This is a genomic window from Xanthomonas sp. NCPPB 4037 (assembly GCF_041475695.2).
GTDB classification, from domain to species: Bacteria; Pseudomonadota; Gammaproteobacteria; order Xanthomonadales; family Xanthomonadaceae; genus Xanthomonas; species Xanthomonas campestris.
The window spans coordinates 1,425,215-1,450,988 of sequence record NZ_CM191261.1; the positions used below are offsets into that span (position 1 = coordinate 1,425,215).

General features: G+C 64.5%; 20 protein-coding genes, 1 tRNA gene, 1 other RNA gene and 1 pseudogene. 16 read left to right on the forward strand and 7 right to left on the reverse strand.

Features of this window, described 5'->3' with window-relative positions:
• The first annotated feature begins 38 nt into the window (after positions 1-38).
• Positions 39-632 carry an EF-hand domain-containing protein gene (locus ACCQ01_RS06415; RefSeq protein ID WP_228433005.1) on the forward strand — a complete coding sequence of 198 codons (594 nt, stop codon included), beginning with the start codon at positions 39-41 and terminating at the stop codon, positions 630-632.
• Positions 633-830: 198 nt separating this feature from the next.
• Here ACCQ01_RS06415 and ACCQ01_RS06420 read toward each other — a convergent pair.
• Positions 831-2,034, reverse strand: a pseudogene (locus ACCQ01_RS06420) (RNA polymerase sigma factor).
• Positions 2,035-2,210: 176 nt separating this feature from the next.
• Here ACCQ01_RS06420 and ACCQ01_RS06425 point away from each other — a divergent pair.
• A non-coding RNA gene (locus tag ACCQ01_RS06425) (sX9 sRNA) lies at positions 2,211-2,285 on the forward strand.
• 121 nt (positions 2,286-2,406) lie between these two features.
• Here the strand turns inward: ACCQ01_RS06425 and ACCQ01_RS06430 are convergent.
• The 5 genes from ACCQ01_RS06430 to uvrA form a co-directional block, all read right to left on the reverse strand.
• The gene (locus ACCQ01_RS06430; protein WP_103702678.1) at positions 2,407-2,913 is read right to left on the reverse strand and encodes a putative signal transducing protein; all 507 of its coding nucleotides are present in this window, start codon (positions 2,911-2,913) and stop codon (positions 2,407-2,409) included.
• Positions 2,914-3,164: 251 nt separating this feature from the next.
• Positions 3,165-4,070 carry an acyl-CoA thioesterase II gene (gene tesB, locus ACCQ01_RS06435; protein ID WP_050911641.1) on the reverse strand — a complete coding sequence of 302 codons (906 nt, stop codon included), beginning with the start codon at positions 4,068-4,070 and terminating at the stop codon, positions 3,165-3,167.
• 54 nt (positions 4,071-4,124) lie between these two features.
• Positions 4,125-4,895 carry an enoyl-CoA hydratase/isomerase family protein gene (locus tag ACCQ01_RS06440; RefSeq protein WP_228433006.1) on the reverse strand — a complete coding sequence of 257 codons (771 nt, stop codon included), beginning with the start codon at positions 4,893-4,895 and terminating at the stop codon, positions 4,125-4,127.
• Between the two features lie 232 nt (positions 4,896-5,127).
• The gene (locus ACCQ01_RS06445) at positions 5,128-5,532 is read right to left on the reverse strand and encodes an acyl-CoA thioesterase (protein ID WP_011036347.1); all 405 of its coding nucleotides are present in this window, start codon (positions 5,530-5,532) and stop codon (positions 5,128-5,130) included.
• Positions 5,532-8,498 (reverse strand): excinuclease ABC subunit UvrA, encoded by a 2,967-nt coding sequence (uvrA, locus tag ACCQ01_RS06450; RefSeq protein ID WP_115539846.1) that lies wholly within the window; start codon positions 8,496-8,498, stop codon positions 5,532-5,534. The genes ACCQ01_RS06445 and uvrA overlap by 1 nt, the downstream gene beginning before the upstream one ends.
• Positions 8,499-8,789: 291 nt before the next feature.
• Between uvrA and rplU the strand changes: the two genes are divergently transcribed.
• From rplU to obgE, 3 genes are all read left to right on the forward strand, one after another.
• Positions 8,790-9,110: a 50S ribosomal protein L21 gene (gene rplU / locus ACCQ01_RS06455; protein WP_005989959.1), complete on the forward strand. Its 321-nt coding sequence runs from the start codon at positions 8,790-8,792 to the stop codon at positions 9,108-9,110.
• A gap of 12 nt (positions 9,111-9,122) precedes the next feature.
• A complete protein-coding gene (gene rpmA / locus ACCQ01_RS06460) occupies positions 9,123-9,383 on the forward strand; it encodes a 50S ribosomal protein L27 (RefSeq protein WP_011036349.1) in 261 nt (86 codons plus the stop codon).
• A gap of 249 nt (positions 9,384-9,632) precedes the next feature.
• On the forward strand, positions 9,633-10,685 hold the full coding sequence (gene obgE / locus ACCQ01_RS06465) for a GTPase ObgE (RefSeq protein ID WP_011036350.1): 1,053 nt from the start codon (positions 9,633-9,635) through the stop codon (positions 10,683-10,685).
• A 91-nt stretch (positions 10,686-10,776) separates the two neighbouring features.
• Here obgE and rpsT read toward each other — a convergent pair whose 3' ends face one another.
• Positions 10,777-11,046: a 30S ribosomal protein S20 gene (gene rpsT, locus ACCQ01_RS06470; protein WP_002807888.1), complete on the reverse strand. Its 270-nt coding sequence runs from the start codon at positions 11,044-11,046 to the stop codon at positions 10,777-10,779.
• A gap of 116 nt (positions 11,047-11,162) precedes the next feature.
• On the opposite strand from rpsT, the gene murJ reads away from it, so the two are divergent.
• From murJ to ACCQ01_RS06525, 11 genes are all read left to right on the forward strand, one after another.
• Entirely contained in the window at positions 11,163-12,755 is a 1,593-nt protein-coding gene (gene murJ / locus ACCQ01_RS06475) for a murein biosynthesis integral membrane protein MurJ (RefSeq protein WP_228433057.1), read from the forward strand.
• 241 nt (positions 12,756-12,996) lie between these two features.
• Positions 12,997-14,085, forward strand: coding sequence for a bifunctional riboflavin kinase/FAD synthetase (locus ACCQ01_RS06480; protein WP_228433007.1), 1,089 nt, complete (start codon positions 12,997-12,999; stop codon positions 14,083-14,085).
• Between the two features lie 6 nt (positions 14,086-14,091).
• Positions 14,092-16,923, forward strand: coding sequence for an isoleucine--tRNA ligase (gene ileS / locus ACCQ01_RS06485; protein ID WP_228433008.1), 2,832 nt, complete (start codon positions 14,092-14,094; stop codon positions 16,921-16,923).
• Between the two features lie 267 nt (positions 16,924-17,190).
• Positions 17,191-17,694, forward strand: coding sequence for a signal peptidase II (gene lspA, locus ACCQ01_RS06490; protein ID WP_011036354.1), 504 nt, complete (start codon positions 17,191-17,193; stop codon positions 17,692-17,694).
• Between the two features lie 134 nt (positions 17,695-17,828).
• Positions 17,829-18,779, forward strand: a complete 951-nt coding sequence (gene ispH / locus ACCQ01_RS06495; protein WP_115539851.1) for a 4-hydroxy-3-methylbut-2-enyl diphosphate reductase — start codon at positions 17,829-17,831, stop codon at positions 18,777-18,779.
• Between the two features lie 183 nt (positions 18,780-18,962).
• Positions 18,963-19,038: transfer RNA gene (locus tag ACCQ01_RS06500), tRNA-Thr, on the forward strand.
• 354 nt (positions 19,039-19,392) lie between these two features.
• Positions 19,393-20,328 (forward strand): ubiquinol oxidase subunit II, encoded by a 936-nt coding sequence (gene cyoA, locus ACCQ01_RS06505; RefSeq protein WP_115000794.1) that lies wholly within the window; start codon positions 19,393-19,395, stop codon positions 20,326-20,328.
• Positions 20,328-22,328, forward strand: coding sequence for a cytochrome o ubiquinol oxidase subunit I (gene cyoB / locus ACCQ01_RS06510; protein ID WP_228433009.1), 2,001 nt, complete (start codon positions 20,328-20,330; stop codon positions 22,326-22,328). The genes cyoA and cyoB overlap by 1 nt, the downstream gene beginning before the upstream one ends.
• Positions 22,325-22,960 (forward strand): cytochrome o ubiquinol oxidase subunit III, encoded by a 636-nt coding sequence (gene cyoC / locus ACCQ01_RS06515; protein WP_228433058.1) that lies wholly within the window; start codon positions 22,325-22,327, stop codon positions 22,958-22,960. Before cyoB ends, cyoC begins: the two co-directional genes overlap by 4 nt.
• Positions 22,960-23,295: a cytochrome o ubiquinol oxidase subunit IV gene (gene cyoD / locus ACCQ01_RS06520; protein ID WP_228433010.1), complete on the forward strand. Its 336-nt coding sequence runs from the start codon at positions 22,960-22,962 to the stop codon at positions 23,293-23,295. Before cyoC ends, cyoD begins: the two co-directional genes overlap by 1 nt.
• A gap of 186 nt (positions 23,296-23,481) precedes the next feature.
• Positions 23,482-25,362, forward strand: coding sequence for a M61 family metallopeptidase (locus ACCQ01_RS06525; RefSeq protein WP_228433011.1), 1,881 nt, complete (start codon positions 23,482-23,484; stop codon positions 25,360-25,362).
• Positions 25,363-25,774: the final 412 nt, after the last annotated feature.

Consider the following 25,774-nt stretch of genomic DNA (forward strand, 5'->3'; position numbering starts at 1 on the left):
CAGTGCCGCGTGTGGTTTTCACATCCAAGGAGTTTCTCATGACGTCCCGCAAACCGTTTCTCGCCCTGGCCGTGTTGGCCGCGCTGTCCACCGCCAGCGCCTTCGCTGCCACCCCGCCTGCCGCAGGCGATGCACTGCGCCCGGCCAAGCTCGACACCAACGGCGATGGCGTGATCGACCGCAGCGAAGCGGCCGCCGACCCACGCCTGGCCGCCAAGTTCGACAGCCTGGACACCAACAAGGACGGCAAGCTGTCGCGCGACGAACGTCCGCACCGTCGCGGCCCGGGCCGTGATGGCCGCGGCGAAATGTGGGCCAAGCTCGATGCCAACAAGGACGGGCGCATCAGCCGTGACGAAGCCAAGGCCGCCCCGAAGTTCGCCGCGCGCTTCGACCAGATGGACATCAACAAGGACGGGTTTGTCGACCGCGCCGATCGCGAGCTCCGCATGCAGCAGCACCGTGATGCCTGGTTCGCGAAGGCCGACACCGACAAGGACGGCAAGTTGAGCCAGGCCGAGTTCGATGCGGCGTCCAAGTTGCGCGGCGAACATGGTCCGCGGGGTGAACACGGCGAGCGTGGCGAGCATGGCAAGCGCCCGATGCCGGCCAAGCCGGCGGCCGGTAACTGACCCATAGGGAAGTCCACGCATGCCCTGGCCAGAGGGGCTCAGCCAGGGCGTGTGGCGACGACCGGCAACACGGGCAACACACGTAGTCGCAACTCAGCAACACCGTAACAAGGCGCCGATCGACCGACGGCCTTCTGCAACTGCAGGAGGCCGTTTTTTTTCGCGCGCAGTCTCAGCGACAACGCAGACATGCATCCATCACACCAGTCCCAGCACCCCATAGCGGTAGGCGATGGGCACGATGACCGCAGCCAGGCTGACTGCAATTGCGCTGCGGCTGAACATGCAGCGGTACAGTAACGGCGGGCGGGTGGTGCCGCGTCGACGCGCGTCGCGCTCCAGCATCGGCTGCATGATGCGCGGCAGGGTGCCCAAGGTGTGGTAACAGACCACCGACATGCCAACTGCCAGCACGCAGAGCGCCAGCCACGTGGGCGCACCGAACACCCGCAGCAACAAGGGCGTTCCGCAGGTCAGTGCAGCGGTCAAGGTGCTCAGGCGAGTGAAACCACGAATCGCAGCGGTTTCCCGCGCGGTGGCTGCAAAGCGCAACAGATACGCGCCAGACATGTAGGTTGTCAGCGTCACGACAGTGATTGCGAGCAAGGCGATTGCCATCGGCATGCCGAGCAGGACGCTCAGCGCACCGGCGGCACTGCCACTGGTCAACGCCGATCCGCTCAGGCCGCTGGCACCCAGTTTGCCGACGCCGCCGAGACTGCCAATCCCCCCCAGCGCAATCGCCGCGCTTGCCGTTCCGGGCGCGGCGAGCATCGTGGCAGCGGTCACCGTGGTGGCGAAGGCCACGCCCGGTGCACTGCCGCGTGCGAAGCTGCCAAAGCGCTGCAGCAGTTCGTTACGCACGGTGGCACGGGCGCGCGACAGGCGCTTGCGCACCGCCGCATCGCTGAGCCCGAGCAGGCTGGCCAACCTGCTGCGAGCGCTGGCCCTCGCGGTAGTACAGCAGCAGGATCTCGCGGCTGTCGTTGGGCAGCGCGGACATGATCTCCAGCGCGGCGCGCTCTTCTTCCACCTGCAGGGCCTGTTCGGCCGGCGAGGGCGAAGGGTCGGCGGCCATTGCGATGGCCAGATCCGCCGCCTCACCGCTCAGTGGGCGATGCCGCTGGCTGCGTAGCCAGTCGCGCGCCAGGTTGCGGGTAATTTGCCGCAGCCAGGGCAGGAAGCTGGCCGGTTGATGCAGCTGCGCCAGCCGCTGCCACGCACGCAGGAATGCTTCCTGCGCGATGTCCTCGCTGGCCGCCACATCGCGCGTGATCGCCAGGGCGATCGCAGTGACCGTGTTCTGGCAGGCAGTGACGATGCGGCCGTACGCCTGCTGACAACCCGCCGCGGCGTGCGGCAGTTCGTGGTGGAGCATCGCGTCCAGGGTGTCGGCGTGCATCGTCGGAATCCGTGTCCAGGTACCAGCATGACGCAGTTGCCTGGCGAATGTGACCGCTCGCTGTGTCAGCGCGCAAGCGTGCTGGACTGATTCCCTGGAGCCGTTGCATTACTTAGAGCAGCTATAAAAACGACTGCGCAGCCGCCAGGCGGGCGCGGCCGGTGCTCGGAATCGGCATGTACGCCCGTACATTCCGGTTCCTCCGCGCCGTCCGCACCCATCTGACGACTGCTCGCTCCGTTTTGTTAGCCGCTCTTAGCTATGGTCGCCAGATCGACCGCGGCATCGTGGCCACGTCGTGCGATGACCAACGCTCACACGATGCCAGGCGAAGCGCATTGACACCTGCGCGGCCGATTGGCCACGCGCCAATCAGCTGGCCGGCTGGATGCGGACCCGTGTCTGGTCTTCTTCCGCGGCGGGCGCTTGCGGTATTTTTGCTGGTGCCGGTTGCGCTGCCGGCGTGGCCGCCGGTGCCTCGGGCGCGGCGCGGTGACGCATCACCACCACCATGGCCACGGCGCCGATCACCAGCAACAGCACCAACCGGATCCGCCAAGCCCAGCTGCGCGCGCTGGTGCTTGAGCCGGTCTCGCCCTCGCGAAAGGTGTATTCCACGTTGGGCATGTCACGGCGCGTGGTGTCTAGCAGGCGCGCATCGCGCAACAGTTCGCGCGCACGTGGTTGGTCGTTGGCGTGCACGATCCACACGGTTGGATGCGCCTGCGCATTGCCTTGTTCGAGATAGCTGAACTGGCCGCTGCGCTTGCTCTGGTACGAACGGCCATTACTGATGCGGATCTCGATTCCGGCATTGCGCAGCAGGTTGGCCACGCCCTCGGCGGTTTCGATCCGTTGACTGCTGAAAATCTTGCGCATTAGGGCGTGCCATCGATGTCTGTCGCCACTGCGCTGGGCGCGCAATTGCTTAGAACGGGAGAAAGAAAAGGGGCTGGCGGTGCAGTGCGTGCCGCCTGTGTGCGTGGGCGAATCCGCAGTAGCGCGCGGTTACCAACTACGGTTGTTGCGGCGCTACATGCGGCACTGGCCGGCCTGCCGCGCAAGGTCCCTGCGCCGCTTGGATGTATCGCCCATGTAGTGATCACGGCCGGTTGCAGCGATCGCACGTGTCAGTCCTTGGCCGGCACGGCGGTGGCACTGCCGTCACGCACTACCCGGATCAACCCTTCCTGGGTGGTGCTGGCCACCAGCACGCCGTCGCGGGTGAAGAACTGCCCGCGCGCCAGGCCGCGCGAGCCCTGCGCGGTCGGGCTATCCAGCGAGTACAGCAGCCAGTCGTCGGTGCGGAACGGGCGATGGAACCACAGCGCGTGATCGAGCGAGGCCATCTGCACGTTGGGCGTGTAATAGCTGATGCCGTGCGGAAACGTCGAGGTGCCCAACAGCTGAAAGTCCGATGCGTACGCCAGCAGTGCCTGGTGCAGGCCGACGTCGTTGCCCACCGGGTCGCTCAGGCGCAGCCACATCTGCTGGAAGGGCGGGCGCTTGGGCGGCTTGAGCTCGTCGCGCGGGAACACGTGGCGGAACTCGAACGGGCCGCCGCGCGAGAGCCAGCGCTGCACCTTCGCCGGCAGCCGCGCCAGCACCTCCGGTGCCAGCGGCGCGGTGGGTTCGATGTCCTCCGGCGGCGGCACCACCGGCATAGCCGACTGATGCTCGGCGCCGTCTTCGCGTTCCTGGAACGAGGCCGCGCAGAAGAAAATCACCTTGCCGTGCTGAATTGCGGTGACACGCCGCACCGAAAAACTGCCGCCATCGCGGGTGCGGTCCACGTCATAGACGATGGGGTGGTCAATATCGCCGGCGCGCAAAAAATAGGCGTGCAGCGAGTGCGCCTGGCGGCCGTTCTCCACCGTGGCCTGGGCCGCGGACAAGGCCTGGCCAAGCACCTGGCCGCCGAACACGTATTTGGTGCCGATGTCGCGGCTCTGGCCACGGAACAGGTTGTCTTCCAGCCGCTCCAGCGAGAGCAGGCTGATCAGTTCGGAGACCACGGGTTCGGCGTTGGCGGACAAGAGGCTGGCCTGAGCGTGCGACGGAGCGCAATTATAGCGGCCCGCCTGTGCGTGCTATGCCTTTTGCAGGCGCGCCACCAGCCCATGCAGTGCGGCCTGCGCGTCCGGCGCGTACCAGCCGTCGATGAAGCGCTCCAGCTGGATCAACTCCGGCGCCAGCGCCGCGCGCAGGTCAGCACGCGCCACCGCGCGGGTGGCCAGCATCGGTTGGCGCGGCAACTGCTGCAGGTCCTGCAGCCAGGCCACGGCGCGCGCGGTGACCAGCTCGCCATCCACCAGCTCGTCGACCAGCCCGATCTTGACTGCCTCTTCGGCCGGCACCAGCTGCCCGGCGATCAGCAGGCGTTCGGCGCGGTGCGCACCGACCACGCGGCGCAACAGGCGCTGGATGCCTTCCGGCGCCGCCAGGCCAACCTGCACTTCATTCAGACCAATCGCGTACGGCCGCGCGGTATCGGCGCTGCGCGCCATCACCCGGTAATCGCAGCACAACGCCAGCACGCAACCGCCGGCCGGCGCGTGCCCGCCGATTGCCGCAACCACCGGCACCGGGCATTGGGCCAGCGCGTTGGCCGCATCGAAAAACGCCGTCCAGCTCTCCAGCAGCGCGCCGCGGTTGGTGCCATGCGAGAGCAGGTGCGGCACGTCCATGCCACCGGAAAAAATACGTTCGCTGCCCGACAACACTACGCCGTCGACATCGCTCCCTACCTGCTGCACGGCGGCAGTCAGCGCCTGGCATAGCGCGGTATCCAGCGCATTGACCGGCGGGCGCGCCAGACGGATTTCGCGAAGACGGCCGTGGTCAAGGATCTGGATGCTCATGTGGGGCTCCTGAAAGTCTGGCAATGATAGATGGCCGTCGCTGCACGCGGTGCATGCGTGCAAACGCGCTGCTGGATGCAGTGCTGCCGCTGGTGCGCGCGCAGGCGCAGTGCAGCATCAGCGCACGTGGGCGCCAGCTGTTTCACCGGGGGCGAGAAACGCGCAAATAAAAAACGGCGGCTTCATAAAGAAGCCGCCGTGCGTCATTCACCAGCGTCTATGTTGCGCGCGATCAGCTGCTCGCGGCACGCACCGCATCCGGCAACGACGCGCTCTTGCCGGTCTGGGTGTCGATCCACACCACCACCACGTTGCCGTCCGAATACAGCACGCCCTCGTCCTTCTGGTCGAGGATGCGGTGTCCGATGGTCACGCTGCTGCTGCCCAGGCGTTCGACGAACAATTCCACCAGGATGTCATTGGGCCAGACCAACGGCCGCTTGTAGTTGACGTTGGTGGCTGCGACCACCGGTGCGATGCGATCGGTCATCGCCACGCCTTCCACGCCCAGCATCCAGCGCACGCGCGCTTCTTCCAGGTAGGAAATGTATTTGGCGTTGTTGACGTGGCCCATGCTGTCCATGTCGCGCCAGCGCACGCTGATCGGAACGCGTGCCAGGATCTTGTGTTCGCTCATCAGCTTGCCTTCTTCTTCGCAGTCTTCTTGGTGGCGGTCTTGGCGGCCTTGACCACCTTCTCCGGCTTGACCTTGCGCGGTGGCCGCGCATCAGGCTTGTTGGCCATCGCGGCTGGGCGGGTTTCGCGTGCCTTCACCGACGGCAGCATCTTGGCCAGGAACTGCCCGGTGTAGGAGGCCTTGTGCGCGGCCACATCTTCCGGGGTGCCGGAGACCAGGATGGTGCCGCCGCGGTGGCCGCCTTCCGGCCCAAGATCCACTATCCAGTCGGCGGTCTTGATCACGTCTAGATTGTGTTCGATCACCACCACCGTGTTGCCTTCGTCGCGCAGCTTGTGCAGCACGCCGAGCAGCGCTTCGATATCGTGGAAGTGCAGGCCGGTGGTCGGTTCGTCGAGGATGTACAAGGTGCGCCCGGTATCGCGGCGCGACAGTTCCTTGGACAGCTTCACACGCTGTGCTTCACCGCCGGAGAGCGTGGTCGCGCTCTGGCCCAGCTTGATGTAGCTCAGGCCCACGTCCACCAAGGTTTCCAGCTTGCGCGCGATCGACGGCACCGGTTCGAACAGCCGCAGCGCGTCTTCCACCGTCATCTGCAACACGTCGCTGATGTTGAAGCCCTTGTAACGGATCTCCAGCGTCTCGCGGTTATAGCGTTTGCCATGGCAGACATCGCACGGCACATACACGTCGGGCAGGAAGTGCATCTCCACCTTGATCATGCCGTCGCCCTGGCAGGCCTCGCAGCGACCACCGCGCACATTGAAGCTGAAGCGGCCCGGCGAATACCCACGTGCCCGCGATTCCGGCACCTGCGCGAACAGCTCGCGTAGCGGAGTGAACATGCCGGTGTAGGTCGCCGGGTTGGAGCGCGGTGTGCGCCCGATCGGCGACTGGTCGATGTCCACCACCTTGTCGAACAGGTCCAGATTTTCGACTTCGCGATGCGGTGCCACCGTGTGCGATGCACCGTTGATCTCGTTGGCCGCCAGCGTGAACAACGTATCGTTGATCAACGTCGACTTGCCCGAACCGGACACGCCGGTGATGCAGGTCAGCAGGCCGGCCGGAATCTCCAGGTCCACATTTTTCAGGTTGTTGCCGGTGGCCCCGCGCAGATGCAGCATCATCTTCGGGTTGGGCTTGTGGCGTTGCTTGGGAATCTCGATGCGGCGCTTGCCCGACAGGTATTGGCCGGTCAGCGAACGTGGCGACTCCAGGATGTCTTGCAGCGTGCCCTGCGCGCAGATTTCACCGCCGTGCACGCCCGCGCCAGGGCCGATGTCCAGCACGTGGTCGGCCAGGCGAATGGCGTCTTCATCGTGTTCGACCACGATCACCGTATTGCCCAGGTCGCGCAGTCGCGTCAGCGTGCCGAGCAGACGCTCATTGTCGCGTTGATGCAGTCCGATCGAGGGTTCGTCGAGCACGTACATCACGCCAACCAGGCCGGCGCCGATCTGGCTGGCCAGACGGATGCGCTGTGCTTCGCCACCGGACAACGTGTCAGCCTTGCGTTCCAGGGTGAGGTAATCCAGGCCCACGTCGACCAAAAAGCCCAGACGCTCGCCGATTTCCTTGACGATCTTGCTGGCAATCTCGCCGCGCCAACCCGGCAGCGACAATCCGCGGAAAAAGTTCAGCGCTTCGTTGACCGGCAGCACCACCAGTTCCGGCAGCGGGCGGTCGGCCACGAACACATTGCGCGCGGCACGGTTCAGGCGCGTGCCGTTGCAGGCAGGGCAGGGCTGCTGGCTGACGTACTTGGTCAACTCTTCGCGCACGGCCGGCGATTCGGTCTCGCGGTAGCGGCGTTCCAGGTTCGGCAGGATGCCTTCGAAGCGATGCTTGCGCGTGGTGCGCCCGCCCGCATCGGTGAAGTAGGTAAAGCTGATCACCTCATCGCCACTGCCGAACAGCACCGCCTGGCGCACCTTGGCCGGCAGCGTGTTCCACACCGCATCCACGTCGAACTTGTAGTGCTTGGCCAGCGAGGCAATCAGCTGGAAATAATAGGCATTGCGCCGATCCCAGCCACGCACCGCGCCGGCCGACAACGACAGTTCCGGATGCACCACCACGCGATCCGGGTCGAAGAACTCGGCCACGCCCAGGCCATCGCAGCTCGGGCAGGCACCGACCGGCGCGTTGAACGAGAACAGCCGCGGTTCCAACTCCGGTAGCGAGTAATCGCAGACCGGGCAGCTGTACTTGGACGAGAACAGATGTGGCGCGGCGGCCGCATCGTCCAGCGACTGCACTGCGACCATGCCTTCGCCGAGCTTGAGCGCGGTCTCGAAGCTTTCTGCCAGCCGTTGCTTGATGTCTTCACGCGGGCGGAAGCGGTCGATCACCGCTTCGATGGTGTGCTTCTGGCGCAGCGCCAGCGGCGGCACCGCATCGATCTCGTACAACTCGCCATCCACGCGCACACGCACGAAGCCCTGCGCACGCAGTTGTTCGAACACCTGCGCGTGCTCGCCCTTGCGGTCGCGGATCACCGGTGCCAGCAGCATGTAGCGCTGCTCCGGGTCCAGCGTGAGCATGTGGTCGACCATCTGGCTGACGGTCTGCGCCTCCAGCGGGAAGCCATGATCCGGGCAGCGCGGCTGGCCCACGCGCGCGTACAGCAAGCGCAGGTAGTCGTAGATCTCGGTGATCGTGCCGACCGTGGAGCGCGGGTTGTGCGAGGTGGACTTCTGCTCGATCGAGATGGCCGGCGACAGCCCTTCGATGTGGTCCAGGTCCGGCTTTTCCATCACGCTGAGGAACTGGCGCGCATACGCCGACAGCGACTCGACGTAGCGGCGCTGGCCTTCTGCATAGATGGTGTCGAACGCCAACGACGACTTGCCCGAGCCGGACAGGCCGGTGATCACGATCAATTTGTCGCGAGGCAGGTCGAGGTCGATGTTCTTGAGGTTGTGCGTCCGCGCGCCGCGGATGCGGATGAAATCCATCGCCATGGGGGATCCGATGTCGGGCCGGCGAACCGGCAGTGGTGCGAGCGTGCTCAGCAGGAATGAGTGGCAGTCGATCAGCCTACCCGCCGACCTAGGTGAGGGCAATTGCCCCAAATGCCAGTGTGACCGAGCGCTTGTGGCGGCCGGATGATCCGTTTCACGGGGGGATTTTGGCCTGCGGCGGCAGACCTGCTTGCGGGTTGACCCGAAACCGGCTAGGGCAGTACAATCCCGCTCCTGTCTGCCCCATGGGCAAGTCAGGCGACCATAATAACTACAGAGGAAAACCTGGTCATGTACGCAGTTCTGGTAACGGGCGGTAAGCAATACCGCGTCGCGCAGGGCGAAACGCTCCGCGTGGAAAAACTCGAAGTCGAAGCCGGCAACGAGATCAAGTTCGACACCATCCTGATGTTGGGTGATAGCGACGGCATCAAGCTGGGCGACGCGCTGAAGGGCGCTTCGGTCACCGCCAAGGTTGTGGCCCATGGCCGCGCCGACAAGGTGCGCATCATCAAGTTCCGCCGCCGCAAGCACCACATGAAGCGTCAGGGACACCGTCAGTACTACACCGAAATCGAGATCACCGGCATCGCCGGTGGCGACAAGAAGTAAGGAGAACCAGTCATGGCACATAAAAAGGGCGTAGGTTCCTCGCGCAACGGTCGCGATTCCAACCCGAAGTACCTCGGCGTCAAGATCTTCGGTGGCCAGGCCATCGATGCCGGCAACATCATCGTGCGTCAGCGTGGCACCCAGTTCCATCCGGGCGCCGGCGTCGGACTGGGTCGTGACCACACGCTGTTTGCGCTGGTCAACGGCAAGGTGGAATTCACCACCAAGGGCCCGAAGAAGCGTCGCACCGTCAGCGTGGTTGCCGAGGCGTAATCGCCCGCTCCATGCAGACCAGCCCGCACGGCAGTATTGCCTGGCGGGCGAGACGGAGAGCCCCGCTTCGGCGGGGTTTTTCGTTTGACGGCTAGGAACGGGAGTAGGGAGTCGGGAACCGGAAAAGCCGGTTCTGCGTCCCATCGCGTGTTTCTACAGCCGTGCTGGCGGGTGTTTTCGCCGGCAGGAATCCGCCGCGTTTGCTGGCCGATTCCCCATTCCCTATTCCCCATTCCCGGTTGCAAGCCCATGAAGTTAGTCGACGAAGCAGAAATCCTGGTCACCGCCGGTAATGGCGGCAATGGCTGTGTCGGCTTTCGCCGCGAGAAGTTCATCCCGCTTGGCGGGCCGGATGGCGGTGACGGCGGCAACGGCGGCAGCGTCTGGATCGTGGCCGACGAAAACGTCAACACCCTGGTCGATTTCCGCCATGAGCGCGCGTTCAAGGCGCAGCGCGGCGAGAACGGCATGGGCCGGCAGGCCTATGGCAAGGGTGGCGAAGACCGCGTCATCGTGGTGCCGGTCGGTACCGTGGTGATGAACGTGCAGACTGATGAAATCATCGGCGACATGACCCAGCACGGCGATCGTCTGCTGGTGGCCAAGGGCGGCAAGGGCGGCCTTGGCAACATGCATTTCAAGAGCTCGGTGAACCGCGCGCCGCGCCAGTCCACCACCGGCGAGGAGGGCGAGGAGCGCCTGCTCAAGCTGGAGCTCAAGCTGCTGGCCGACGTCGGCCTGCTGGGCTTTCCCAATGCCGGCAAGAGCACGTTGATTCGCGCGGTTTCGGCGGCGACGCCGAAGGTGGCCGATTACCCGTTCACCACCCTGTACCCGAATCTGGGCGTGGTCAGCGTCGAGGCGTATCGCAGCTTCGTGATCGCCGACGTGCCGGGACTGATCGAAGGCGCCGCCGATGGCGCCGGCCTGGGTACGCAGTTCCTGCGCCATCTGCAGCGCACCCGCCTGCTGCTGCATCTGGTGGACATTTCGCCGATGGACGGCGGCGTGGATGGCGTGTCGCCGGTCGATCAGGTGCGCACCATCGAGCGCGAACTCGAACGGCATGATCCGGCGCTGCTGGAAAAGCCGCGTTGGCTGGTACTCAACAAGGCCGACCTGATGTTCCCGGAGGAGGCGCAGGCCGCTGCCGAGGCCATCGTGGCCGAGCTGGGCTGGACAGCGCCGTGGTACCTGGTGTCGGCACTGGGCCGTGATGGCACCTTCCCGATCATGAAGGACGTGATGGCCTTCTTCGATCGTCAGCGCGAGGACGAGCTCGAGGCGCGCAATGCAGGTTGAGCGCAGACAGGCGCCCACAAAAAACCCGGCCAAGGCCGGGTTTTCTTGTGCCATCGAAAGCCAGGCTTTCGATGGCGAACCTGCTGATCGCTTACGCGGCCTTGATGGCCTTGATGCGAGCGGTCAGACGGCTCTTGTGACGCGCAGCCTTGTTCTTGTGAATCAGGCCACGGGCGCTGAAACGGTCGAGGATGGGCTGAGCAACGGCGAAAGCAGCTTCGGCGCCTGCAGCATCGTTGGCGTCAAGGGCCTTGATCACCTTCTTGACGGCGGTGCGCAGCATCGAACGCTGGCCCGTGTTGCGCTCGTTGCGCACGACGGTCTGCTTGGCGCGCTTCTTGGCGGACTTGATATTGGCCACGGTGGTGGGTTCCTGAAAAATCGGTATGGTGGAAAAAGCAAGCGCGAAAGTATGATGGACCCAGATATGTACGTCAAGTCAGTTGTCAAGAGGGATTGCCCATGAGCACACCCCGCATGATGAGGGGCCTGCTCTCGTTTAGCAGTATGACCATGGTGTCGCGGGTGCTGGGCCTGATGCGCGATCAGGCGATCTCCACCACCTTCGGCGCCAACGCGGTGACTGACGCGTTCTGGGTGGCGTTCCGGATTCCGAACTTCCTGCGGCGCCTATTCGCCGAAGGCTCGTTCGCCACCGCCTTCGTGCCGGTGTTCACCGAGGTCAAGGAGACCCGGCCGCACGCCGATCTGCGCGAATTGATGGCGCGGGTCTCCGGCACCTTGGGCGGCATGTTGCTGCTGGTGACGGCGCTGGGGCTGATCTTCACCCCGCAGCTCGCTTCGGTGTTCTCCGATGGTGCCGCGACCGATCCGGACAAGTACGGCCTGCTGGTGGATTTGCTGCGGCTGACCTTTCCGTTCCTGCTGTTCGTTTCGCTGACGGCCCTGGCCGGTGGTGCGCTGAATAGCTTCCAGCGGTTTGCGATTCCCGCGCTGACCCCGGTGATTCTCAATCTATGCATGATCGCCGGTGCGCTGTGGTTGGCGCCGCGTCTGGATGTGCCGATTTTGGCGCTGGGCTGGGCAGTGCTGGTGGCTGGTGCGTTGCAGCTGCTGTTCCAGCTGCCGGCGTTGAAGGGCATCGACTTGCTCACGCTGCCGCGCTGGGGCTGGCGTCATCCGGACGTGCGCAAGGTGCTGACCTTGATGATCCCGACGCTGTTCGGCTCCTCGGTGGCGCAGATCAACCTGATGCTGGACACGGTGATTGCCGCGCGCCTGAGCGACGGGTCACAGTCGTGGCTGTCGCTGGCGGACCGCTTCCTGGAGTTGCCGCTGGGCGTGTTCGGTGTGGCCCTGGGCACAGTGATCCTGCCGGCGCTGGCGCGCCATCACGTCAAGACCGACCGCGCCGCGTTCTCCGGGGCGCTGGATTGGGGCTTCCGCACCACCTTGCTGATCGCGATGCCGGCGATGCTGGGCCTGCTGCTGCTGGCCGAGCCACTGGTGGCCACCTTGTTCCAGTACCGCCAGTTCACCGCGTTCGACACCCGCATGACTGCGCTGTCGGTGTACGGGCTGAGTTTTGGCCTGCCGGCCTACGCGATGCTGAAAGTTGTGCTGCCAGCGTTCTATGCGCGGCAGGACACCCGCACCCCGGTGCGCGCGGGCGTGGCGGCGTTGATCGCCAACATGGTGTTCAACTTCGCGTTCCTGGCCGTGCTCTACCAAGTGATGGTGCCGCCGGAATTGAAGGCGCAAGGCGTGATGCAGGCGCTCGGCAAGCAGCCCGGCCTGCATCTGGCGCTGGGCATTGCCAGTGCGCTGTCCAGTTATCTCAACCTGGGCCTGTTGTGGTTCTGGCTGGGCAAGTCCGGTGTCTATCAGCGCCGGCCGGGCTGGGCAGGCTATGCGGCGCGGCTGCTGGTGGCCTGTGCGGCGATGGTGGTGGTGCTGTTGGGCTTGCTGTGGTGGTTGCCGTCGTTCACCGAGATGGATAAGTGGCAGCGCATCGGCTGGCTGGCGGTGCTGGTGGGTAGTGGCGGGCTCACCTATGTGGTGGCGCAACTGGCACTGGGCCTGCGGCCGCGGCATCTGCGCGAGCAGTGACGCCGCGAAGAAGGGGCTTGGACGCTGGAGGCTTGCGTGTCGGAGATGGGTGTCGCTCCTCACGCGGCCGGGGCGACCCGGCACACGCGGCGCGTGCGCCGGCTGCCGGTCGATTGGCAACCCGGGCGGACGTCCCCCATCTCAGCTGCCGGGGCCATGCGATTTGTTGCGCGCGGCTATACTTGACGGTTATGCATGATCGAGGGCTGGCCCGCAGGCTGGCGTCGCTTTGGAACGAGGAATGAGCAGGCTGTTTAGAGACGTCGAGGGCGGGACCCTGTTCCCGCACGGAAGCGTGGTCTGCATCGGTGCCTTCGATGGCCTGCACCTGGGCCATCAGGCGCTGGTGCGCCATGCGGTCGAACGTGCGCGTGCGCTGGGCGTGCCGGCGGTGGCGGTGAGCTTCGAACCGTTGCCGCGCGAGTTCTTCGCCAATGACACGCCGCCGCCGCGCCTGACCCTGGCCCGCGCCAAGATCGAAGGCTTGTACGGCTTTGGTGCCGATAGCGTCGGCATGATTCGTTTCGACGGCCGGCTGTCGGCGATGAGCGCGCAGGACTTCGTCCGCCTGGCATTGGTAGGGCGCCTGTGCGCACGCGAAGTCTGGATTGGCCCGGAGTTCCGCTTCGGCCATCGACGTGGCGGCGACATTGCGCTGTTGCGTGCCCTGGGCGAGCAGCACGGCTTTGCTGCCGGCGAGATTGCGCCGGTGCATCTGCGCGGCGAGCGCATCTCGGCAACGCGCATCCGGGAACTGCTGGTGGCCGGTGAATTTGCCCATGCCGGCGAATTGCTCGGCCGGCCGTACGCGATCGGTGGACGTGTGGTCCGCGGCAAACAGCTTGGCCGCACGTTGGGGTATCCCACCGCCAATCTGCAGTTTTCCCGCACCCCGGCGCTGTCCGGCATCTATGCCACCTGGGTGCATGGCGTGGCCGTGCAGCCATGGCCGTCGGTCTCCAGCTTCGGTACGCGGCCCACGGTTGCGGGGATCGAGCCGTTGCTGGAAGCGCACCTGTTCGATTTTCAGGGCGACTTGTACGGGCGCCACATCGCGGTCGAATTCGTCGCCAAGCTGCGCGATGAAGAAAAGTTTGATGGGTTGGAGGCATTGACCGTGCAAATGCATCGCGATGCCGAGCAGGCACGTGCCGTGCTTGCCACGCATGCGCGCGCGCATTCTTTGCCGCAGCATGCCGATGCACAGCACGCCGATGCACCTTCGACGCAGGCAGCCACACACACGTCTGCAGAGACCTCACCTGCGAGCCCCTCGCAAAGCCCTGCGCACGCCCGTGCGGACGGTTCACATAACGCAGCGCAACGGTAGATTCCCGTGACCCAAGACTACAAAGCCACACTCCATCTGCCCGCCACGGACTTTCCGATGCGCGGCGACCTGCCCAAGCGCGAGCCGGCGATGCTGGAGCGCTGGGAGCGCGAGGGGCTGTACGCACAAGTGCGTGCCAATGCCGCCGGGCGCCCGCTGTTTGTGCTGCACGACGGCCCGCCGTATGCGAACGGGCAGATCCATCTGGGTCACGCGGTCAACAAGATCCTCAAGGACATCATCGTCAAGTCCAAGTACCTGGCTGGCTTCGATGCGCCGTACATCCCGGGCTGGGACTGCCATGGGCTGCCGATCGAAATCGCGATCGAGAAGAAGTTCGGCAAGGTCGGCGTGAAGCTGGACGCCGCGCAGTTCCGCCAGAAGTGCCGCGAGTACGCGACCGAGCAGATCGACCTGCAGCGGCGGGATTTCAAGCGCCTGGGCGTGATCGGCGACTGGGACAACCCATACAAGACGCTGGACTTCCGCTTCGAAGCCAACGAGATCCGCGCGCTGGCCAAGGTCATCGACAACGGCCACCTCACGCGCGGCGTCAAGCCGGTGCACTGGTGCTTCGACTGCGGCTCGGCCTTGGCCGAGGCGGAAATCGAATACGCCGACAAGCTCTCGCCTACGGTGGACATCGCCTACCCGGCGCGTGATCCGGCCGCGATCGCTGCGGCATTCGGCGTCACGCTGCCTGCCGGCACGCAGGTGGCGGTGCCGATCTGGACCACCACGCCCTGGACGCTGCCGGCCTCGCTGGCGGTGAGCCTGGGCGCGGCCCTGGACTACGTATTGGTGGAAGGCCCGGCCGACCACGGCCAGCCGCGCTGGCTGGTGATCGCCGAGGCGTTGGCCGGCAAGGCGCTGGCGCGCTATGGCGTCGATGCGGTGGTGGTGCATGGTCACGCCAAGGGCGCGGCGCTGGACCAGCTGCTGCTGGCGCACCCGTTCTATGCCGAACGCGACATCCCGCTGATCCTGGGCGATCACGTCTCCGACGACGACGGTACCGGTGCGGTGCATACCGCGCCGGGCCATGGCCAGGAGGACTACCAGGTCTCCAAGCAGTACGGTCTGCTGGAGCGCTACAGCGCCGCGCAGATCAACCCGATCGACGGGCGCGGCGTGTATCTGCCGTCCACCCCGCCGCTGGGCGACACCGTGCTGGCCGGGCTGCATATCTGGAAAGCGAACGACGTCATCATCGATGCGTTGCGCGGCACCGGCGCGTTGCTGGCCGCCAGCAAGATGGAGCACAGCTATCCGCATTGCTGGCGCCACAAGACGCCGATCGCCTTCCGCGCCACGCCGCAGTGGTTCATCTCGATGGAGCAGGCCAACCTGCGCGCCGATGCGCTCAAGGCCATCGAAACCGTGCATTGGTATCCGTCGTGGGGCCAGGCGCGGATCGCCGGCATGATCGACGGGCGTCCGGACTGGACCATCTCGCGCCAGCGCACCTGGGGCGTGCCGATCGCGTTGTTCGTGCACCGCGAAACCGGCGAGCCGCATCCGCGCAGTACCGAGCTGATGCGGCAGGTGGCCGAACGGGTGGAGCAGGGCGGCGTGGATGTCTGGTACACGCTGGACGCAGCCGAGCTGTTGGGCGATGAAGCCGGCGACTACGACAAGATCACCGACATCCTGGACGTGTGGTTTGACTCCGGCGTGACCCATGAAACAGTGCTGGTGGATCGCGGCCTGCCCAAGCCGGCCGACCTGTACCTGGAAGGCTCCGATCAGCACCGCGGCTGGTTCCAGTCCTCGCTGCTGACCGGTGTGGCGATGGACAAGGTCGCGCCGTACAAGCAGTGCCTCACCCACGGATTCACTGTGGACGAGCACGGCCGCAAGATGTCCAAGTCGCTGGGCAATGGGATCGAGCCGCAGGAAATCATGCGCACGCTGGGCGCCGACATCCTGCGACTGTGGATCGCCTCGGCCGACTACAGCAACGAGATGTCGCTGTCGCAGGAGATCCTCAAGCGCAATGCCGATGCCTACCGTCGCCTGCGCAATACCGCGCGCTTCCTGCTCGGCAATCTGCATGGCTTCGACCCGTTGCAGCATCTGGTGGCGCTGGACGACATGGTGCTGCTGGACCGCTGGATCGTGCATCGCGCCCACGAGCTGCAGGAGAAGATCACTGCCGCCTACGCGCGCTACGACTTCGCCGAAATCGTGCAGGCGTTGCTGAATTTCTGCAGCGTGGACCTGGGCTCGCTGTACCTGGACGTCACCAAGGACCGCCTGTACACGATGGCCGAGGATGCGCGCGGCCGCCGTTCGGCGCAGAGCGCGATGTATCACGTGGCCGAGGCGTTCGTGCGCTGGATTGCGCCGGTGCTGAGCTTTACTGCCGAAGAGCTGTGGGCGCACCTGCCGGGCGAGCACTCCGGCAACGTGCTGTTCGCCACCTGGTACGAGGGGCTGGCGCCGATGCCGGCCGACGCTGCACTGACCAGCGCCGACGTCGACAAGTTGCTGGCGCTGCGTGAGCAGGTGGCCAAGGTGCTGGAGCCGATGCGTGCCAATGGCGCAATCGGCGCGGCGCTGGAAGCGGAAATCACCGTCGCCGCCGACGCGCAGACCGCCGCGCGCTGGCAGCCGCTGAGCGATGAGCTGCGTTTCCTGTTCATCAGTGGCGACGTCACCGTGACCGCGGCCAGCACCGACGACATCTTCGTCAGTGCGCAGCCCACCACCAAGGCCAAGTGCGTACGCTGCTGGCACCACCAGGCCAGCGTGGGCAGCGACCCGCGGCACCCGGAGTTGTGCAGCCGCTGCGTCAGCAACATCGAAGGCCCGGGCGAGGAGCGTCGCTGGTTCTGATGCGGCTATCGCGTGGCGGCGTACTGAGCGCGCCGCCGCGTCCGCTGCAAGGTTGAGGCGCCCGGCCAGCTGTGCGGTCGGCGCGGTTCTAGTGGGCAGCCATCGTTCCTCAGTTTGCCCTGCAGCCGGCCCTGCAGCTGAAGCCCGGCGCGCATGCCGGCATGGGGCAGGTCGGTTGGTTGTCCCGTGCGTGCCATCCTGTGTTGTTCCCGCCATCCAGGCCTCTTCTCCGCCACGGAGAAGGCCTCCTACTTGCGATATTTCGACATGAGTCAACGACCCAACCCGTCCGCCCTGATCTGGTTACTGCTTTCGGCCGTTGTGATCGGCCTGGATCAGTGGAGCAAGGCCTGGGTGCTGTCCAGCCTGCCCGAATACACCCCGGTGCCGGTCATCGACGGGTTCTGGAACTGGTACCGCACCTACAACACCGGGGCAGCCTTCAGCTTCCTGAGTGATGCCGGTGGCTGGCAGCTGTGGTTCTTTACCGCGCTGGCGGTCGGCATCAGTGGCCTGCTGGCGTTCTGGCTGTCGCGCACCGCGCGCGGCGACTGGCGCAGCGCAGTGCCGTACGCGCTGGTCATCGGCGGGGCAATCGGCAATGTGATCGACCGCCTGATGCACGGCCACGTGGTCGATTTCATCCAGTGGTATGTCGGCGAGCACACCTGGCCGTCGTTCAATATCGCCGACTCGGCGATCGTGGGTGGCGCGATCGGCATCGCACTGTTCGGTTTGTTCGACGGCAAGCGCAGTCGAAAAGCGGGATAATCCTGGTCTATGCCCGCTGCGGCGCTGCCTTGACGGGCACGCCGCAGCAACGCGCCTGGTGCCGTGTTGTCGGCGGCTGCGCCCCCTGTTGAAACGTCCGGCCATCGCGGCCGGGCTGTCGAGAGAAGAAGCTTATGGACGTCCTGCTCGCCAATCCCCGCGGTTTCTGCGCCGGTGTCGACCGCGCGATCGAGATCGTCAAGCGTGCGATCGAGACGCTGGGTGCGCCGATCTACGTGCGCCACGAGGTGGTGCACAACCGCTTCGTGGTCGACGACCTCAAGCAGCGCGGCGCCATCTTCGTCGAGGAACTGGACGAAGTGCCTGACGACGCCACGGTGATCTTCAGCGCCCACGGCGTCTCCCAGGCCGTGCGCGTGGAGGCCGAACGGCGCGGGCTGAAGGTGTTCGATGCAACCTGCCCGCTGGTGACCAAGGTGCATTTCGAAGTCGCCCGCCACTGCCGTGCCGGCCGCGACGTGGTGCTGATCGGCCATGCCGGGCATCCGGAAGTGGAGGGCACCATGGGTCAGTGGAGCCGCGAGCGCGGCCCCGGGCAGATCTACCTGGTGGAAGATATCGAGCAGGTCGCCACCTTGCAGGTGCGCCAGCCGGAGAACCTGGCCTACACGACCCAGACCACGCTGTCGGTGGACGACACCATGGGCATCATCGAGGCCTTGCGCACGCGCTATCCGGCCATGCAGGGGCCAAAGCATGACGACATCTGCTACGCCACGCAGAACCGCCAGGATGCCGTGCGCGACCTGGCGCGGCAGTGCGATCTGGTGCTCGTGGTCGGCTCGCCCAACAGCTCCAACTCCAACCGGCTCAGCGAGCTGGCGCGCCGTGACGGGGTGGAGTCCTACCTGATCGACAACGCCAGCGAGATCGACCCGGCCTGGATCGTCGGCAAGCAGCATATCGGCCTGACCGCTGGCGCCTCGGCGCCGCAGGTGCTGGTCGACGGCGTGCTGGCGCGGCTGCGCGAGCTCGGAGCCAATGGCGTGTCCGAACTGGCGGGCGAGCCGGAGTCGATGGTGTTCGCCCTGCCCAAGGAGCTGCGGCTGCGGCTGGTCAGCTGAGCGGGAGGCGCGCGCCAGGGCATCGGCGAAACATCCGCGCAGTAGCCTCACCGGCTCGGGTGAAGCCGAGCGCTGCGGAGGAGGGCGCAACGATTGCGGTGGCTGAGACGCAGGTGCACGGCACAGCCGCGACACCCAAGGCGATTGACCGCAGCGGCGCTCCGCTCCTACAATTCACGGCTCGCCGGAATAGCTCAGTTGGTAGAGCGGCGCATTCGTAATGCGTAGGTCGTAGGTTCGATTCCTATTTCCGGCACCATCGCATCATCACTGGGTCGACCTTTGGTCGGCCCAGTTGCGTTTGGGCGCCGTGCGCGTCGACGCTGGAATTTTAAGGGCATCGCGCAGGTTCTCTGCCCACTGCACGACGGCCGCAACTGGCCGCATTTCCTGCACTTTGACGCGCTGCGACAACATGTCGCACACATCTGCGCGCATTCATTGCGATGGATCATTGCCAATGGGTTTCGTGCAGGTGCAGCAAAGACTAAAATTAGGAAGCTAACCCGTGTCTTCGATCTGGGCCGCCATCTCCACCGGGAGCGGGCTGTTCAAAACGCCGCTGGCGGATCAGACGAACGAGGCTGGCGTTCCTTCGCACTTGGATCGACCGATGATTCCGTTGAAACATCTCGGGCGTGTACTTCGTCCAGGTCTGATGTTGCCGTTCCTGCTGTTGGCAGGCTGCAACTCGGCCATCCTCAATCCGAAAGGCCAGATCGGCCACGACGAGAAGCAACTGCTGATCACCTCGGTGGTGCTGATGCTGATCGTGGTGATCCCGGTGATCGTCATGGCGATTGCGTTCGCGTGGAAATACCGCGCGTCCAACACCAAGGCGCGCTACGAGCCGGATTGGTCGCACTCCACCGCGATCGAGGTGGTGGTCTGGTCGATCCCGTGCGTGATCATCCTGGTGCTGGCGGTGCTGACCTGGCGCTCGTCGCATGCGCTGGACCCGTACCGGCCGCTGGATTCGGACGTCAAGCCGCTCAACATCGAGGCGGTGTCGCTGGACTGGAAGTGGATGTTCATCATGCCCGACCAGAACATCGCCACGGTCAACGAAATCGCCGTGCCGGTGCATACGCCGCTGAACTTCAAGATCACTTCCGATACGGTGATGAATTCGTTCTTCATCCCGCACCTGGGCACCATGATCTACGCGATGGCGGGCATGGAAACCAAGCTGCACCTGGTGGCCAACGAACCGGGTGAGTACTTCGGCCTGTCCACCAACTACAGCGGTCACGGCTTCTCGAAGATGAGCTTCACCGTGCACGCCACCGATCAGGCCGGCTTCGATGCGTGGGTGGCCAAGGTCAAGGCCTCGCCGAAGGCGCTGGACGCCGCCGAGTACCAGGTGCTGGCCGCCAACCGCAACGACAAGGAACAGTATCCGGTCACCTACTACTCGTCGGTGCAGGACGGCATGTTCCGCTCGCTGGTCGACAAATACATGAATGGTCCGGGCCACAGTAAAGGCCATGGCGACCATCAGGCACCGGCTGCAGAGCCCGTTGCCATGTGCACTTCTGGAGACAAGTGATGCTAGGCAAACTTACGATCGAGGCGGTTCCGTACCACGAGCCGATCATCATGATCGCCCTCGGTGGCGCCGGCCTGCTTGGCCTGCTCATCGCGGGTGCCATCACCAAGTACAAGCTGTGGGGCTACTTGTGGAATGAGTGGTTCACTTCGGTGGATCACAAGCGCATCGGTGTGATGTACATCATCGTGGCGCTGGTCATGCTGCTGCGCGGCTTTGCCGACGCGGCCATGATGCGTACCCAGCAGGCGCTGGCCGGTGGCGGTGGCGAAGGTGTGCTGCCGCCGCACCACTACGACCAGATCTTTACCGCGCACGGCGTGATCATGATCTTCTTCATGGCCATGCCGTTCATGACCGGCCTGTTGAACCTGATCGTGCCGCTGCAGATCGGCGCACGCGACGTGGCGTTTCCGTTCCTGAACTCGCTGAGCTTCTGGCTGTTCGTGGCCGGTGCGGCGCTGATCAACATCTCGCTGGGTGTTGGTGAGTTTGCGCAGACCGGTTGGCTGGCGTATCCGCCGTTGTCGGGGCTGGAATACAGTCCAGGCGTTGGCGTGGACTACTACATCTGGGCGTTGCAGGTCTCCGGGTTAGGCACGTTGCTGACCGGCGTGAACTTCTTCGTGACGATCATGCGCATGCGCGCTCCGGGCATGACCCTGATGCGCATGCCGATCTTCACCTGGACCGCGCTGATCACCAATATCCTGATCATCGCTGCGTTCCCGATCCTGACCGTGGCGCTGGCGCTGCTGGGTGCCGACCGTTACCTGGGCACGCACTTCTTTACCAACGACGGTGGCGGCAACGCCATGATGTACGTCAACCTGATCTGGATCTGGGGTCATCCGGAGGTCTACATCCTGATCCTGCCGGCGTTCGGCATCTTCTCGGAGTTGATTGCTACCTACAGCCGCAAGCGCCTGTTCGGTTACACCTCGATGGTCTACGCCACGGCGTGTATCGGCGTGCTGTCGTTCGTGGTGTGGTTGCACCACTTCTTCACCATGGGCTCGGGTGCCAACGTCAATGCCTTCTTCGGCATCACGACGATGATCATCTCGATCCCGACCGGCGTGAAGATCTTCAACTGGCTGTTCACCATGTTCCGCGGTCGCGTGCACATGACCTCGCCGGTGCTGTGGACGATCGGCTTCATCATCACCTTCTCCATCGGTGGCATGACCGGCGTGATGCTGGCCATCCCGGCCGTGGACTTCGTGTTGCACAACAGCCTGTTCCTGATCGCCCACTTCCATAACGTGATCATCGGCGGTGTGGTGTTCGGTTACCTGGCGGGTCTGACCTACTGGTTCCCGAAGGCGTTCGGCTTCAAGCTCAACGAAAAGCTGGGCAAGGCCTCGTTCTGGTGCTGGATCATCGGCTTCTTCGTGGCCTTCATGCCGCTGTACGTGCTTGGCTTCATGGGCATGACACGCCGCATGAACACCTACAACCACCCCGGGTGGGCGCCGTGGCTGTACGTGGCCGCCGCAGGTGCAGCGATCATCGGCCTGGGTATCTTCTTGAACCTGGTGCAGATCGCTTACAGCGTCTGGAAGCGCAAGGACAACATGGACCACACCGGTGATCCGTGGGATGGCCGTACGCTGGAATGGGCGACCTCCTCGCCGCCGCCGTTCTACAACTTCGCCGTGCTGCCGCACATCGACGACCGCGACCAGTTCTGGGGCGACAAGCAGAATGGCAAGGGCTGGGTGCGTCCGTCCTCGTACGAGCCCATCCACATGCCGCGCAACACCGGTGCAGGCGTCTACATCGCCGCCTTCAGCGTGCTGCTGGGCTTTGGTCTGACCTGGCACATCTGGTGGCTGGCGGTCGTTGGCTTGGCGGGCATGATCGGCAGCTTCATCGCCCGGTCCTTCGATGACGACATCGATTACTGGGTGCCGGCCGAGGAAGTGAAGCGCATCGAAGACGCGCGCTTTGCCAAGCTCGAACAGCAACATGCGGCTCAGGCCGCGAAGGCGATCTGACCATGTCCTCCACGACCACGCTTGACCACCACGGCGCCCACGCGGGCGGCCACGATCACGACCACGAGCATCACGACGCCGGTGGCAACACCGTCTTCGGGTTCTGGGTCTACCTGATGAGCGACTGCCTGCTGTTCGCCGGTCTGTTCGCCACCTATGCGGTGCTCTCCGGCGCCACGGTGGACGGACCGACCGCCAAGGAGTTGTTCGACCTGAAGTTCGTGCTGGTGGAAACCTTCCTGCTGTTGTTCAGCAGCCTGAGCTTCGGCTTTGCGATGATCGCCGCGCACAAGCGCAAGATGGGTGGCCTGTACGGCTGGCTGGCGGTCACTGCACTGTTGGGTATCGGCTTCCTGTGCATGGAAGTCTACGAGTTCAACCACTTGATCCATGAAGGTGCCGGCCCGGGGCGCAGCGCGTTCCTGTCGGCCTTCTTCACCCTGGTGGGCACGCACGGCCTGCACGTCGCCTCCGGTCTGTTGTGGATGGCGGTGCTGGTGATCCAGATCTCCAAGAACGGCCTGACTGCGCGCAACAGCACGCGTCTGGCCTGCCTGAGCCTGTTCTGGCACTTCCTGGACATCATCTGGATCGGTGTGTTCACCGTTGTCTATCTGCTGGGAGCGCTGTAATGGCCAATCACCACGCGCATGAAACCGCCACCGACGCACATGCCGGCGGCTTGAAGTCCTATCTGATCGGCTTTGCGATGGCCGTGGTCCTCACCGTCATCCCGTTTGCGATGGTAATGAGCGGGGCGTTCTCCAAGGGCGTCACCGTCATCGTGATCTCGGTGATGGCCGCCGTGCAGATGCTGGTGCACATGGTGTACTTCCTGCACATGGATCGCTCGCCCGAGCAGCGCTCCAACGTACAGGTGGGCCTGTTCTCGCTGCTGATCATCGGCATCGTGATCGTCGGTTCGCTGTGGGTGCTGCACAACATGAACGTCAACATGATGCATTGACACCGCGCAGTGCCGGATCGCGGCACGTCGGATCGACGCATGCTGGGTTAAACAAGGCCGCCAAGTCATTGGCGGCTTTTTTTTGCGCATGAATTCGCCTGTGGCATGACCAATGGCATACGGGGAAGTGCTGGCGGGCGCTTAGCATCGGGGACTTGCCTGTTTCCAGGTCACTGCGGAGTTGCAATGAAGATCCCCACCGTCCTGTCCTTGTCGCTGCTGGCGGCGCTGTCGTTGCCTGCCGCCGCACAAACCGCACCACCGCAGGACGTGCCGTTCGACGGCACCGTGAAGATCGACGTCGACGCCACCGACCTGGCGCACCGCATCTTCAAGGTCAAGACCACCATGCCGGCCAAGCCGGGCCCGATGACGCTGCTGTATCCGCAGTGGATTCCCGGCAACCATTCGCCGACCGGGCCGATCGACAAGCTCGCCGGGCTGGTGATCAAGGTCGATGGCAAGGTGGTGCCGTGGAAGCGCGACCAGTTCGATGTGTACGCCTTCACCGTGGACGTGCCGCAGGGCGCCACCGAGCTGGTGGCCGAGTTCAAGTTTCTCTCGCCGCAGGCCCCCAACCAGGGCCGGGTGATGATGACCCCGGAGATGCTCAATCTGCAGTGGAACACCACCGCGCTGTATCCGGCCGGCGTGTTCGTACGCAACATCAAGGCGCAGGCCAGCGTCACGCTGCCGGCCGGCTGGAGCTATGCCACCGCGCTGGAAACCGACCGTCGCGTCGGCGACACGGTGACCTTCAAGCCGATCGATTTCGACGACCTGGTCGACTCGCCGATGTTCGCCGGCAAGTACTACAAGCGCGTGGAGTTGAGCGGCGGCAAGCAGCCGGTCTACCTCAACGTGTTCGCCGACGAGGCCAAGTCGCTGGAGGCCAAGCCCGACCAGATCAAGGCACATGCGTCGCTGGTGCAGCAGATGGACAAGCTTTATGGTGCGCGCCATTTCGATCATTACGAATTCCTGCTGGCGCTGACCAAGAAGCTGGGCGGCATCTGGCTGGAGCATCACCGTTCCAGCGAGAATAGCGGCCCGCCGAACTACTTCACCGAGTGGGACAAGAGCTGGACCGGCCGCGACCTGCTCGCACACGAGTTCAACCATTCCTGGAACGGCAAGTACCGCCGCGGCGCGGATCTGGCGACACCCAATTTCAATGTGCCGATGGGCGACAGCCTGCTGTGGTTGTACGAAGGCCAGACCCAGTTCTGGGGCGAAGTGATGGCCGCGCGTTCGGGCCTGTGGACGCAGGAGCAGGCGCGCGACATGCTGGCCGGCGTGGCGGCGACCTACGAGCGCGGGCGCCCCGGCATGGCCTGGCGCACCGTGCAGGACACCACCAACGACCCGACCATGTCGATGCGCCGGCCCAAGGCGTATCGCAGCTATCAGATGGCCGAAGACTATTACTCCGGCGGCCAGATGATGTGGCTGGAAGTGGACAGCAAGTTGCGCGCGCTGACCAACAACAAGCGCTCCATCGACGATTTCGGCAAGGCTTTCTTCGGCATGAAGAACGGCGATTGGGACGTCAATCCGTACACCTTCGACGACATCGTCGCCACGCTCAACGGCATCGCTGCCTACGACTGGGCGAGCCTGTTGCGCAGCCGAATGGACGGCCACGGCTCGTTGAACGGCGGCATCGAAGCCAATGGCTGGAAGCTGGTCTACAACGACGAGCCGAACCTGGCCACCAAGACCTACGAAAGCAACGAGAACGACGTCAGCCTCGGCCTGTCGCTGGGCGTGTCGCTGGAGAGCTCGGGTGAAATCAACGAAGTGCTGTGGGACAGCCCTGCATTCAATGCTGGCCTGATCGCCGGCAACACGATTGTGGCGGTCAACGGACGGGCCTTCAGTAGTGAGGTGATCAAGGACGCGGTCAAGGCGGCCAAGGGCACCACCGCACCGATCGAACTGCTGGTCAAGCGGCTTGACCGCTACGACACAGTACGCATCGATTACCACGGCGGGCTGCTGTATCCGCATCTTGAGCGGATTGCCGGCAAACCGGACCGTTTGAGCGAGCTGTACAAGGCGCGTTGAATGTAGCGCTGCGCCGGCATCCTGCACGCGTGCAGGATGCCGGTGTTGAGCTGGATGATCGTCGATGGATGAGCGGTGCTTGTTCGGCTGAAGCAGTCTGGTGCGTGGGCGTCGCTCGCTTGCCTTGCTGCTCACTGGGTCCGCTGTTTGCAGATGTCGTAGTGGTTCAGATGCGCCTTTTTTTTGCTGTCAGGGCCTTTGTTCGCGCGATGCATGCCGCCACATCTCGCTACGCGGAGTGACGGCGCCATCCCGGCTTACGTCTGGCTGCCGGAACCATCTGCTTGGGTTTCCTGCATCTACGCCAGAGCGATTCCATGCATGCCGCAGGCGGGTAGTTTTTGTCGCGAGCTGAGAGCAGCATTCCCGAATCCCGAATCCCGAATCCCGAATCCCGAATCCCAAATCCCAA